This is a genomic window from Pseudomonas sp. SJZ077 (assembly GCF_007993905.1).
In the GTDB taxonomy this organism is placed as follows: Bacteria; Pseudomonadota; Gammaproteobacteria; order Pseudomonadales; family Pseudomonadaceae; genus Aquipseudomonas; species Aquipseudomonas mandelii.
Window position 1 is genome coordinate 266,113 of sequence record NZ_VIUJ01000003.1, and the last position, 12,542, is coordinate 278,654.

The window sequence follows — 12,542 nt, forward strand, 5'->3', positions numbered from 1 at the left end:
TAGCGGTGATTACACGCCGCCTGCGGTGAGCTTCTCTGGGTTGAGTAATTCTTCCAGTTGGCTGCGCGTCAGGTCGGTGTGCTCCAGGGCGACATCGATCACCGGACGCCCCTGTTGATAGGCCTTCTTGGCGATTTCAGCGGCTTTTTGGTAACCAATGATCGGGTTGAGCGCGGTCACCAGAATCGGGTTGCGCGACAGCGCCTCTTTGATTCGAGATTCGTTGACCTTGAAGCTGGCGATGGCCTTCTCACCCAGCAGATGACTGGAGTTGGCCAGCAATTCGATGCTGCTCAGCAGGTTCTGGGCGATGATCGGCAGCATCACGTTCAGCTCGAAATTGCCCGACTGACCGGCGATGGTGATGACTGTGTCATTGCCGATCACCTGGGCGGCGACCATGGCAGTGGCTTCCGGGATCACCGGGTTGACCTTGCCGGGCATGATCGAAGAGCCCGGCTGCAAGGCTTCAAGTTCGATTTCGCCGAGGCCGGCCAGCGGGCCGGAGTTCATCCAGCGCAGGTCGTTGGCGATTTTCATCAACGAAACCGCTGTCGCTTTAAGCTGGCCGGAGACTGCCACCGCGGTGTCCTGGGAGCCGATCAGCGCAAACAGATCCTTGCCTGGCGTGAACTGAACGTGGGTCAGCTCGCTCAGCTGTTGGCTGAAACGCGCTGCGAATTGCGGATGTGCATTGATCCCGGTGCCGACCGCCGTACCGCCCTGAGCCAGGGATTGCAGGCTCGGCAGCAAGTCCTGCAAGTGACCGATGTTGGCCTTGAGCTGCTGCGCCCAGCCATTCAAGACCTGACTCATGCGCACCGGCATGGCGTCCATCAAGTGCGTGCGACCGGTTTTGACGTGGTGATGAACCTCTTCAGCCTTTCGCTCGATGACCTGCACCAGACCCACCAGCGCCGGCAGCAGCTGCTCATGCAAGGCAAGTGCAGCGCTGACATGGATGGTGGTCGGGATAATGTCGTTGCTGCTTTGACCGCAGTTCACATGATCATTAGGGTTCACCGGCTCGCCGAGCAGGCGGCTGGCCAGGGTGGCAATCACTTCGTTGGCGTTCATGTTGGAACTGGTGCCGGAACCGGTCTGGAAGATGTCCACCGGGAAGTGCTGCATGAAGTCGCCCTGAAGCAGCCCCAGCGACGCATCGACGATGGCTTTGCCCTGGGATTCGCTGATTTGCTTGAGCTCGACATTGGCACGGGCAGCGGCGGCTTTGGCCAGAATCAGCGACCGGATGAACTGCACCGGCATCGGCTTGCCGCTGATCGGGAAGTTATCCACCGCACGTTGGGTCTGTGCGCCATAGAGGGCGTCCACCGGGACTTGAAGCTCGCCCATGCTGTCACGCTCAATACGAGTCTGAGGGTCTGTCATCAGAAAATCCTTGCACCAGTTCGTTTAGGGAAATCGAGGGCTGTAACTCGCAGATCGCCAATTGCCAGGTGTAGCTTTGCCAGCGCTTGAGGCGGCATTTGCACAGAGAGAGGCGTTCGAGTTCGCGCAGCGGGCGCCAGGCTTGGTCGAGGCAGTAAGTCCGCCAGTGCCACGGCAGCGCGACATCGGCGGCGGTGTCGAGCAACAAACGGAAGGACGTCTCGGCGATGGTCCAGGGAGAAGTGGCCGTGCAACACGCCAGATACCGGCCTTCAGCCAGGTAATGTTCGATCAGGCGCGGCTCGTCGGGGTCCATCGCGCAACGGATCTGGCGACTCATCCAGCGCCAGCTTTCGAGGTAAGGCTGCTCGTGCAAGGCAGAACTCATGATCCGGGCTCATTCGGTAATGAGATTTATTATTATTTGATAATGAGAACCAAAACAACCCCGAGAGCACACACCGAAATCCATTGTGGGAGCGAGCCTGCTCGCGAAGGCGACCGAATATTCAATATCTGTGTCGTCTGACACTCCGCTATCGCGAGCAGGCTCGCTCCCACAGGGAACGGTGCATGGCACATAAAAAAAGCGCGCCACCTGATGGGTGGCGCGCTTTTTTGCTTAGCGGTAAGGGTTTAGCTGCCCGCGACGGTCATCCGCTCGATCAACACCGAACCGGTGCGAATATTACTGCGCAATTCCAGGTCATTACCGACGGCAACGATCTGCTTGAACATGTCGCGCATGTTGCCGGCGATGGTCACTTCCTGGACCGCGAACTGGATTTCGCCGTTCTCGACCCAGTAACCCGCCGCGCCCCGGGAGTAATCGCCGGTGACCATGTTCAGGCCCTGGCCCATCAGCTCGGTGACCAGCAAGCCACGCCCCATGCGGCGCAGCAAGGCGGCTTGGTCTTCATCACCATGGGTGACGAACAGGTTGTGCACGCCACCCGCGTTGGCGGTGCTCGGCATGCCCAACTTGCGCCCGGAGTAAGTGCCGAGGATGTAGGACACCAACTCGCCTTTCTCGACGAACGGTTTGGCGTAAGTCGCCAGACCATCACCGTCGAACGCCGAACTGCCCATGGCGCGCATCAAGTGTGGACGCTCATCGATGGTCAGCCATTCCGGGAACAGTTTCTGACCCAGCGTGCCTTCAAGGAACGACGATTTGCGATACAGGCTGCCGCCGGAAATCGCCGAGAGGAAGCTGCCGAACAAGCCACCGGCCAGTTCCGCGGAAAACAGCACCGGCACTTCACAGGTCGGCACCGGACGCGCGCCCAATCGGCTCGCGGCCCGTTGCGCGGCACGCTGGCCGATGCTCACCGGGTCGGCCAACAAGTTACCCTGACGGTTCACGTCGTACCAGTAATCGCGCTGCATCTGGCCGTCAGCCTCGGCGATCATCACGCAGCTCAGGCTGTGCCGGGTCGACGCATAACCGCCAATAAAACCGTGGCTGTTGCCGTAAACGCGACAGCCTTGATGGGTGCTGAGAGTCGTACCGTCGGCGTTCTTGATCCGACTGTCGGCGGCAAATGCCGCGGCTTCGCAGGTCAGCGCCTGCTCGATGGCCTGCTCCGGGGTGATGTCCCATTCATGGAACAGGTCGAAATCCTGCAGATCCCTGGCCATCAGCGCGGCATCTGCCAGGCCGGAAGCTTCGTCTTCGGAGGTGTGCTTGGCGATGGCCAACGCCGCCGCGACGGTTTCACGAATCGCCTCAGGACCACTGGCCGAGGTGCTGGCCGAGCCTTTGCGCTGACCGACGTACAAGGTGATGCCAAAGCCCTGGTCGCGGTTGAATTCGACGGTTTCGACTTCACGCTGGCGCACCGAGGTGGACAGGCCCTGCTCCAGGGACACGGCCACTTCACAGGCACTGGCCCCCTGACGCTTGGCTTCAGCGATGATCTGCTCGACTTGTTCTTGCAGTGCCGGCAACGCTTGTGGGCCGACGCTTTCAACTGCACTCATGCTGTTCTCCACTCAAATTCTGCTTTCGGCTGGGGCCTTCGAGCGACCGGGCCGGACAAGCGGCCCCCGACTGGTTATCATGGCGGCGTTTCTTTGCGGACGGCCACCATGGTTGATTCTTACGACGACTCCCTCGATACGGGAGAAAAAAGCAAATCCCAGGTTAAACGCGAGCTTCATGCTCTGGTTGACCTCGGCGAGCGCCTTACAACGCTCAAGCCTGACTTGCTGGCAAAACTGCCGTTGACCGACGCTATGCGCCGGGCACTGGCTGATGCGCCCAAGCACACCGCGAATATCGCGCGTAAACGGCACCTTATGTTCATCGGCAAACTGATGCGCGATCAGGACACTGACGCCATTCTGGCGCTGCTCGATCAACTCGATGCCTCCACCCGGCAGTACAACGAACGTTTCCATGGCCTGGAACGCTGGCGCGATCGCTTGATCGCGGGCGACGATGCGGTCCTGGAGAAGTTCGTGCTCGACTACCCGGAGGCTGATCGTCAGCAGTTGCGCTCCCTGATCCGTCAGGCCCAGCACGAACTGGCGACCAACAAGCCACCGGCATCGAGCCGTAAAATCTTCAAGTACATCCGTGAGCTGGACGAGACTCAACGCGGCCTGCGTTAAATCTCGAATCGGGTGAGTCGCCAAGCGGCTCACCCGAAGCTCCATCCTTTTACGATCCTGTGCCACCCACAGTGATCGCATCGATTTTCAGCGTTGGCTGGCCGACACCCACCGGCACCGACTGCCCATCCTTGCCACACGTCCCCACACCACTGTCCAGCGCCAGATCGTTACCGACCATCGACACCTTGCTCATGGCTTCCGGGCCGTTGCCGATCAACGTCGCGCCTTTGACCGGGGCAGTGATTTTGCCGTCTTCGATCAGGTACGCCTCGCTGGTGGAGAACACGAACTTGCCGCTGGTGATATCCACCTGCCCGCCGCCGAGGTTGGCGCAATAGATGCCGCGCTTGACCGACTTGATGATTTCTTCCGGGTCGCTTTCGCCGGCCAGCATGTAGGTGTTGGTCATCCGCGGCATCGGCAGATGCGCATAGGACTCACGACGACCGTTGCCGGTGCGGGCCACGCCCATCAGGCGTGCGTTGAGCTTGTCTTGCATGTAACCCTTGAGCACGCCGTTTTCGATCAATGTGGTGCACTCGGTCGGGGTGCCTTCGTCGTCGACGCTCAGGGAGCCACGACGACCGGCCAGCGTGCCGTCATCGACGATGGTGCACAACTTGGACGCAACCATCTCGCCCATGCGCCCGCTGTAGGCCGAACTGCCCTTGCGGTTGAAATCACCTTCCAGACCGTGGCCGACCGCTTCGTGCAGCAGCACGCCGGACCAGCCCGAACCCAACACCACCGGCAACGTACCGGCCGGCGCAGGAATGGCTTCAAGGTTGACCAGCGCCTGACGCAGCGCTTCACGGGCGTAGCCCATGGCACGGTCATCGCTAAGGAAATAGCGGTAATCGGTACGACCGCCACCGCCATGACCACCGCGCTCGCGGCGACCGTTTTGCTCGACGATCACGCTGACGTTGAAGCGCACCAGCGGCCGCACATCGGCCGCCAGGCTACCGTCGGTCGAAGCGACAAGAATGCGCTCCCAGACGCCGGCCATGCTTACGGTGACTTGCTGGATACGCGGGTCGAGGGCGCGAGTCGCGACGTCGATGCGCTTGAGCAGTTCGACTTTTTCCGCGCGGCTCATCACTTCCAGCGGGTTGTCCGGCCCGTACAACTGTGTGACGTCCGCCGAGGTGAACGCCTGCACCGTGCCATTCTGCCCGGCGCGGGAGATCGAACGTGCCGCCCGGGCCGCAGCGCCGAGGGCTTCCAGGGTGATGGCATTGCTGTAGGCGAAACCGGTTTTTTCATTCGATTGCGCACGCACGCCCACGCCTTGGTCGAGGTTGAAGCTGCCCTCCTTGACGATCCCGTCTTCCAGCGCCCAGGACTCGGAAATCTGCCCCTGGAAATACAGATCCGCCGCATCGATGCCCGGACCGGCCAGATCGCCGAGCACACCTTGCAGGCTCTCGATCGTTACGCCACCGGGCGCCAGGAGGTGTTCACTGACGGAGGACAACAACTCGCTCATATGTTTACGCCTTAAATTCGTCGTTCCGGGCAGGTCGCTGTGCGCCCTGCGAGAAAAAGCGCCGGTGACTGGACACCGGCATCCGCGTCCTGATGGACGCCTGTTCGCTGCTATCGCGTTCGGCCAGCAGCACGGCCTCGCCTTGATCCTGTTGTGCCAGCACGCGTCCCCAAGGATCGACGATTGCAGCGTGCCCCCAGGTTTCTCGCGGTCCCGGATGCGTCCCACCCTGGGCGGCCGCGAGCACATAACATTGAGTCTCGATGGCCCGCGCGCGAATCAGCACCTCCCAATGTGCTGCGCCGGTCACCGCGGTAAATGCCGACGGTGCGGTAATCAATTGCGCGCCCGCAGCCCGCAATTCACTGTACAACTCCGGGAAACGCAGGTCGTAACACACTGTCAGGCCGACCCGGCCGACGGGCGTGTCCGCCACCACAACCCCACTGCCATAAGCATAGTCATCGGATTCGCGATAACGCCCGCGATTGTCTGCCACATCCACGTCGAACAGGTGCAGCTTGTCGTAGCGCGCCACCGTTTCGCCCTGCTCATTGACCAGCAACGAACAGGCATGCGCCTTGGACGTCGGATGGCCCAACGGCGGCAACGGCAACGTGCCGGCCACTATCCATAACTTGAGGTCACGGGCGGTCTGTTTCAACCACGGCAGGATCGGACCTTCACCCAACGCCTCGGCGCGGCCGATGTCAGCAATGTCGCGACGGCCCATGGCGGCGAAGTTTTCCGGCAGCACCGCCAGCTGCGCGCCACCCGCCGCAGCCTCTTCGAGCAGATGCCGGGCTCGGGCCAGGTTGGCCAGCACGTCGCTCTGGCTGACCATTTGAATCACCGCAAAAGACATGGCCTTTTCCTTATCGGGAATCAACACAACCCTGTAAGAGCGAGGCTTGCCCGCGAAGGCATCTTGCCTGACACACCGCGGTGCGTCGATTCGCGGGCAAGCCTCGCGCCTACAAAGATCAGGGGCGTGGCATCAGAACCGAGGACCATGCTACTCCATAGATCTGGAGAGTGGCTTTTCAAAAAGGCTTGTCGAAGGTGATTTTCGGCTCTTTCCATGGGCCTTTGACGGTGTATTTGACGCTGGCGAAACGTGCCACGCGGTCACCGATCAGCTTGTCGATCAGGAACAGCGCACCGCCGATGGCCGGTGCGCCGACAATCAACGCGGCAATCGGCAGGTTGTTGGTCACCGGCAAAGTCACCAGCAGTTTTGCGTCAACCTGGTCGGCCACCAGGTTCAGGGTACCGTTCAGTTCAATGTTGCTCGACGGACCAGTCAGCAGGATCGGTTCCTGCGTCACATAAACCCCGTTGGTCGCGGCCAGCAGACCTTTGACCCGGTCATAACTCAAGCCTTTGCCGAACAGGTCGGAGAAGTCCAGGCGCAGACGACGACCGATCGAGTTGAAGTTGAGCAGGCCAAACACCCGCAGGGCCTGGGCGCTGCCTTCGACCTCAACGAACTGGCCTTTATTCAACGAAGCATCGAGGGTGCCGGAGAAACGTTTGGTGGCCAGCCACGCCGGTGAACCCGGCCAGCGACCGTCGACATCCATGTGAAACTCTTCACTGGTGACGCTCGGCGCGAAACCCCAGCCTTTGAGCACGTCAGCGAGATTCTTGCCGCTGATCCGTCCTTTGTACCAACTGCTGGAGCTGCCAGGTATGCCCTCCCAGCCGCCACTGCCCTGCAACAAAATACCTTTGAGGCCCAGGTCCAGAGTATTGAGCGCAATACCTTTGGCAGTCGGGCGGACTTTCAGATACCAGGCGCCGACGAGGTCCTGCCCCTGGAACAGCTGATTGATGGTGATGTCCAGCGCCGGGATCTTGGTCGGGTCCACCGAGGCCAGTGGATCCGGTGAGTTTTCGTCGGCGAGGACCGTCGGGTCGGGTGCCGGCAACCGCACGGTTTGCAGATTGATCGCAATCGGCGCGCCTTTCGCATCAGGGATGCTCGCGCTGCCCTTGACCTGCTGACTGTCGAGTTGCAAGGCCCACGCAGCCGGTTTGCGGTTCAACTGCACCGAGGCCTGATCGAGCGTTGTGCCGACACCGCTGAGCTTGCCAACCTTGAAGTCTGCACTGCTGAGCAACTGCTTGGCACTGCCGCCCGGATCCTGGCCAGCGTACTTGTCCGCCAGATCCTTCCATGGCCCGACATCCAGCTCCGACAGCACGCCGCGCACTCGCAGCCCTTTGGCGCCGGGCAGCACGGCACTGCCGCCGCCCAGGAACAACTCGCCACGACCGTCGGCAAAATTGCCGGGCGGTGCCGCAAACGTGAAGTCTGCCAGCGCACCATAATTGACCCAGTAGCGGCGTTCCGGCCCTTGCAGGGTCATGCGGAACGTGGTGTCGCGACCAGCATCGGCAGTCATGCCAAACGGCGCCGGCAAGTCGATCGCCACGCCTTTGAGGCTGGAATTGACCGAGAGCTGGCTGTCAGGGCCATCCAGGCTCAGTTGCAGTTGATACGGGATCAGGCCGGACACCGGCAATGGCTGGGTGACGCTCAACCAGTCAGTGAGCTTCTTGACCTCGACCTGACCGGAGGCCGTCACACGAGTCTTGAGATTGCCCGCGCTGCCATCGGCAAAAATCTGCGCGGTGACCGGTTTATCGAAGGCACGCGCAGTGATGTTCTGCCCGCTCAAGCCCTTGGCGCTGTCGAAGCGGAAATCACCTTTGAGCTGCGTCAGCTCCAGGGAAGGCTCGGCCAGCTTCAACCGCGCCTTGGCGGTCTTGAAGTCGACAAGAATCTTCGGCTGCTCGCCTTTGACCAGTGGAATATCCAGCTTCAGCTTGCCTTGCAGATCGCCCTCGCCTTCCCATCCGGCAAAGGTTTCAGCCGTGCCGATTGGCGCTTCCTGGAGAATCTTCAGGCCATCACCCAACCCGCCGGAAAACCCGCCGTCGAGGAACAGGTGAACGCTTTGCCCTTCCGGCGCATGGGGAATATTGACGTAAATGTCGCGAACCTGCGTGTCGAGCAATTGGCCCTTACTGGCCAGAACTCGCACGCCACTGTCTTCCACGAACACATCACCGGTGACCTTGCTGACATGCGGCCAACCCGGCTGAAAGGCCAGTTCGGCATCGTGCACCTTGAAGAACAGGCTGATGCTGCGCGCGGTGTCGGCGGCGCCTTGGTTCAGCGAGCCCTGATACTGGAAGAAGCCCTGGTCCACCGCGCCTTTGAGAATCGCCGTGCGCAACCATTCGTCCAGCGCCGGGCTGAGCATGGTCGGCAGGTACTTGGCGGTGTAGCGACCGTCGCCGTCCACCAGGCCGACCCGCAGGTCCATGTAGTCTTCCTGGGTGTGGTCGAAATGCAGGCGGATCAGGAAGTCACCGGCAATCTTGCCCTCCTCCCCCAGTACCTTCAGGTACGGCGCGATCAGGGTGAAGCTTTCCTTGTCGAGCTTCCAGGTCAGCCGGGCGTTGGCCTGAATGTATTGCCACGGCTTGGCGAAAATCGGATCCAGGTGCAGGACAAAATCCTTGCTGTCCATCCGCAGTTCGCCCTGACCGAGGTCACCGCTGATGCTGCCGCTGACATTTCGTGCTGCCGGAGCGCCGTGATACGCGTCGAAGCCGACCTGATCGAGGTTGGCAGCAAAGCTGAACTTGCTGTCATCGGTGGCATTGGGACGCAGATCGATCAGCACGTTGCGCAGCCCACCGGTCACCTTGAGTCGCTCGACCGCGGTGGCAACGCCTTCGGGCAGCGGCCCCAAGGCGTTAATCAGCGGCGTGAGCGGAGTGAGGTCGAGGCGGTCGGCCTGCAAGTGCCAAAGTTCTTCAGCCTTGTCGGTGGCGACGGTTTGTCGAAGTTGCAAGCGCGACTCCCAGCGGGTCTCGCCGAAGTTCATGGCCAGAGAATCAAGGGTCACCAGCATGCCTTCGGTGCTGCGCTGAAAATAACCGTTGAGCGCCAGATTGTTGATCTGGATCGGCTTGCGTTCGCCGAAGGCGCCCTTGAGTTGCGGCGCGTTCAAACGAATGGCACCGCTTTGCAGCGCGCCTTTGCCCCAGTTCACCCAAAGCTCGCCGCCGGCCTTGAGCTCGGAGAAGTTCCATTGCCGGGTCAGACGTTCGGGCAGCCATTTCGACCAATCGCTTTGCGGCAGGCTCAGGTAGGCCTCGGCCTCGCCGTCCTTCCACTGGCTGGCGCGAATCCGCGTGTGCACACTCATGGCCACCGGTTGACCATCTGGCAGATTAAGACGGACATCAAGGCGCTGGCGGGAGACGCCGGTTTTCAGATTCAGGCCAACGTAAGTCAGGGTCAGCGGCGAGTGGTCCACAGGTTGCAACGTCACCTGACTGTCGATTACCGATAGCTGCTGGACCATTTGCAGGCGGTTGAGCAGTTGCTCCGGATCAAGCGGCTGGTCCTGTTGCACGGGCAACCCTTCCAGCGCCCACTGACCGTCCGCGCCTTCCTTGAGGCTGATCTTCAGGCCGTTGAGTTCCAGGTGGGCAATGCGCACTTCGCGAGCCAACAGGCTTTCCCAAAGGTCTGGCACCGCTCGCACCTGATCCAGGTGCAGGGCGTTGGCGCCCTCGCCGACCGTCACATCGTGCGCCAGCAAAATCGGCGCGAAGCCGCTCCAGTTACCTTCCAGCTTGCCGATCTGAAGCGGCATGCCCAAGGCGGCGCTGGCTTTGGTTTCGACGTCGGCGCGGTATTCGGCCACCAGAGGCGTCAGCTCCCGGCCGAGGCTGACGAACAACGCCATCAACACCAGGACCAACGCGCACAGGCCAAGACCCCAGCGGGTCAGTGCGGCCAAAATGCGTGTCAGACGTTCCATGTCAGTTGGCTCCCATGGCAAAAATACTGCAAAAAGCTGAGGCCAGCCGTTCTAGTAAGGGTGAAACACAGCGATTCAGAGCAGCACCACGTCGTATTGTTCCTGGGAATACATGGTTTCCACCTGGAAACGAATGGTGCGTCCGATAAATCCTTCAAGCTCAGCGACATTACCCGACTCTTCATCAAGCAAACGGTCGACGACTTTCTGGTTCGCCAATACACGATAGCCTTCCGCTTGATAGGCACGCGCCTCGCGGAGGATTTCGCGGAAAATTTCATAGCAGACCGTTTCCGGCGTCTTGAGCTTGCCGCGGCCCTGACAGCTGCTGCACGGTTCGCACAACACTTGTTCGAGGCTTTCACGGGTGCGCTTGCGCGTCATCTGCACCAGCCCCAACTCGGTAATGCCGATGATGTTGGTCTTGGCGTGATCGCGTTCCAGCTGCTTCTCGAGGGTCCGTAGCACCTGGCGCTGGTGCTCTTCGTCTTCCATGTCGATGAAGTCGATGATGATGATCCCGCCCAGATTGCGCAGGCGCAGCTGGCGGGCAATGGCGGTCGCGGCTTCGAGGTTGGTCTTGAAGATGGTTTCTTCGAGGTTGCGATGGCCGACGAACGCCCCGGTGTTGACGTCGATGGTGCTCATGGCTTCGGCCGGGTCGACCACCAGATAACCGCCAGACTTGAGCGGCACTTTGCGCTCGAGGGCTTTCTGGATTTCGTCTTCGACGCCGTACAGGTCGAAAATCGGCCGTTCGCCCGGATAATGTTCAAGACGATCGGCGATTTCCGGCATCAGTTCGGCGACGAACTGCGTGGTTTTCTGAAAGGTTTCCCGAGAGTCGATGCGGATCTTCTCGATCTTCGGGCTGACCAGGTCTCGCAGCGTACGCAACGCCAGGCCGAGGTCCTCGTAGATCACACTCGGCGCACCGATGGTTTTGATCTGCTCGTTAATCTGATCCCAGAGACGGCGCAGGTAGCGGATGTCCATGAGGATTTCATCGGCACCGGCCCCTTCGGCGGCGGTACGCAGGATAAAACCGCCCGCCTCCTTGATGCCTTCTTTGGCCACGCAATCGGTGACGACTTGCTTGAGGCGTTCGCGCTCGGCTTCGTCTTCGATCTTCAGCGAAATGCCGACGTGGGCCGTGCGCGGCATGTACACCAGATAACGCGACGGAATCGACAGCTGAGTGGTCAGGCGTGCGCCTTTGGAGCCGATCGGGTCCTTGGTGACCTGGACAACCAGACTCTGGCCTTCGTGAACCAGCGCGCTGATGCTCTCCACCGCCGGGCCTTCGCGCAGGGATATTTCCGAGGCGTGAATGAACGCGGCGCGGTCCAGGCCGATATCGACGAAGGCGGCTTGCATGCCCGGCAATACCCGCACGACCTTGCCTTTATAGATGTTGCCGACGATCCCGCGCTTTTGCGTGCGCTCGACATGGACCTCTTGCAGGACACCGTTTTCGACCACTGCCACGCGCGATTCCATCGGCGTGATGTTGATCAGAATCTCTTCACTCATGGCAGGGTCTCGTCCAGGCATGTTCACGATAATGGCCGCATCTTGTCAGTACGACGCTCAGCGCGCGTTAAGGGTTTGCCAACAGGGTATGCCGAAATGGCCGAGCAGCTCAGCGGTTTCGCACAGCGGCAGTCCAACCACTGCCGAGTAACTGCCATTGAGCCCGGCGACAAACACCGCGCCCAGTCCTTGAATGCCATAGCCACCGGCCTTGTCCCGGGGTTCGCCACTGGCCCAGTAGGCCGCCGCTTCATCGTGAGCGATGTTGCGAAAGCGCACCAGACTGCGTACTACCCGGGACTCACAACGCTCACCGTCGAGCACCGCAATGGCGGTCAACACTTCGTGTTCCTGACCGGCCAACATCATAAGCATGGCGCACGCATCGGCTTCGTCCACCGGTTTGCCGAGAATTTTCCCGTTGAGTACCACGGCGGTGTCGGCGCCCAGCACGCAAAAATCGGCGTCGGACACGACCGCGCCGCGCCCGGCCTCGGCTTTGCCGCGCGCCAGGCGCTCGACATAGGCCGACGGGGATTCTTGAGTTAAAGGGGTTTCATCGATGTCCGCGCTGATGGCGGAGAACGGCACGCCGATCTGCGTGAGCAGTTCACGCCGACGCGGCGAGCCTGAGGCGAGGTAAAGCACTTTCATCTAGACAT

9 protein-coding genes are annotated in these 12,542 nt (G+C 60.9%); 1 reads left to right on the plus strand and 8 read right to left on the minus strand.

Annotated elements, in window-relative coordinates; all coding sequences use genetic code 11:
• Window positions 1-9: 9 nt before the first annotated feature.
• From FBY01_RS08220 to pmbA, 3 genes are all read right to left on the minus strand, one after another.
• On the minus strand, window positions 10-1,392 hold the full coding sequence (locus FBY01_RS08220) for an aspartate ammonia-lyase (RefSeq protein ID WP_077747420.1): 1,383 nt from the start codon (window positions 1,390-1,392) through the stop codon (window positions 10-12).
• Window positions 1,367-1,780, minus strand: coding sequence for a FagA protein (locus FBY01_RS08225; RefSeq protein ID WP_145306972.1), 414 nt, complete (start codon window positions 1,778-1,780; stop codon window positions 1,367-1,369). Before FBY01_RS08225 ends, FBY01_RS08220 begins: the two co-directional genes overlap by 26 nt.
• A gap of 248 nt (window positions 1,781-2,028) precedes the next feature.
• A complete protein-coding gene (pmbA, locus tag FBY01_RS08230) occupies window positions 2,029-3,375 on the minus strand; it encodes a metalloprotease PmbA (RefSeq protein WP_010463346.1) in 1,347 nt (448 codons plus the stop codon).
• A 108-nt stretch (window positions 3,376-3,483) separates the two neighbouring features.
• On the opposite strand from pmbA, the gene yjgA reads away from it, so the two are divergent.
• Entirely contained in the window at window positions 3,484-4,008 is a 525-nt protein-coding gene (gene yjgA / locus FBY01_RS08235; RefSeq protein WP_010463348.1) for a ribosome biogenesis factor YjgA, read from the plus strand.
• A 49-nt stretch (window positions 4,009-4,057) separates the two neighbouring features.
• On the opposite strand, the gene tldD is transcribed toward yjgA, so the two are convergent.
• The 5 genes from tldD to FBY01_RS08260 form a co-directional block, all read right to left on the minus strand.
• A complete protein-coding gene (gene tldD, locus FBY01_RS08240; RefSeq protein WP_145306974.1) occupies window positions 4,058-5,500 on the minus strand; it encodes a metalloprotease TldD in 1,443 nt (480 codons plus the stop codon).
• A 4-nt stretch (window positions 5,501-5,504) separates the two neighbouring features.
• Entirely contained in the window at window positions 5,505-6,365 is an 861-nt protein-coding gene (locus FBY01_RS08245; protein WP_145306976.1) for a carbon-nitrogen hydrolase family protein, read from the minus strand.
• Between the two features lie 178 nt (window positions 6,366-6,543).
• Window positions 6,544-10,347: a YhdP family protein gene (locus FBY01_RS08250; RefSeq protein ID WP_145306978.1), complete on the minus strand. Its 3,804-nt coding sequence runs from the start codon at window positions 10,345-10,347 to the stop codon at window positions 6,544-6,546.
• Window positions 10,348-10,422: 75 nt separating this feature from the next.
• Window positions 10,423-11,880 (minus strand): ribonuclease G, encoded by a 1,458-nt coding sequence (gene rng / locus FBY01_RS08255; RefSeq protein WP_010463355.1) that lies wholly within the window; start codon window positions 11,878-11,880, stop codon window positions 10,423-10,425.
• Between the two features lie 57 nt (window positions 11,881-11,937).
• A complete protein-coding gene (locus FBY01_RS08260) occupies window positions 11,938-12,534 on the minus strand; it encodes a nucleoside triphosphate pyrophosphatase (protein ID WP_145306980.1) in 597 nt (198 codons plus the stop codon).
• Between the last annotated feature and the right edge of the window lie 8 nt (window positions 12,535-12,542).

Coding starts and splice junctions, on each gene's coding strand:
- FBY01_RS08220 (WP_077747420.1), bottom strand. CDS start 1,392: ATGACAGACCCTCAGACTCGTATTGAGCGTGACAGCATGGGCGAGCTT.
- FBY01_RS08225 (WP_145306972.1), bottom strand. CDS start 1,780: ATGAGTTCTGCCTTGCACGAGCAGCCTTACCTCGAAAGCTGGCGCTGG.
- pmbA (WP_010463346.1), bottom strand. CDS start 3,375: ATGAGTGCAGTTGAAAGCGTCGGCCCACAAGCGTTGCCGGCACTGCAA.
- yjgA (WP_010463348.1), top strand. CDS start 3,484: ATGGTTGATTCTTACGACGACTCCCTCGATACGGGAGAAAAAAGCAAA.
- tldD (WP_145306974.1), bottom strand. CDS start 5,500: ATGAGCGAGTTGTTGTCCTCCGTCAGTGAACACCTCCTGGCGCCCGGT.
- FBY01_RS08245 (WP_145306976.1), bottom strand. CDS start 6,365: ATGTCTTTTGCGGTGATTCAAATGGTCAGCCAGAGCGACGTGCTGGCC.
- FBY01_RS08250 (WP_145306978.1), bottom strand. CDS start 10,347: ATGGAACGTCTGACACGCATTTTGGCCGCACTGACCCGCTGGGGTCTT.
- rng (WP_010463355.1), bottom strand. CDS start 11,880: ATGAGTGAAGAGATTCTGATCAACATCACGCCGATGGAATCGCGCGTG.
- FBY01_RS08260 (WP_145306980.1), bottom strand. CDS start 12,534: ATGAAAGTGCTTTACCTCGCCTCAGGCTCGCCGCGTCGGCGTGAACTG.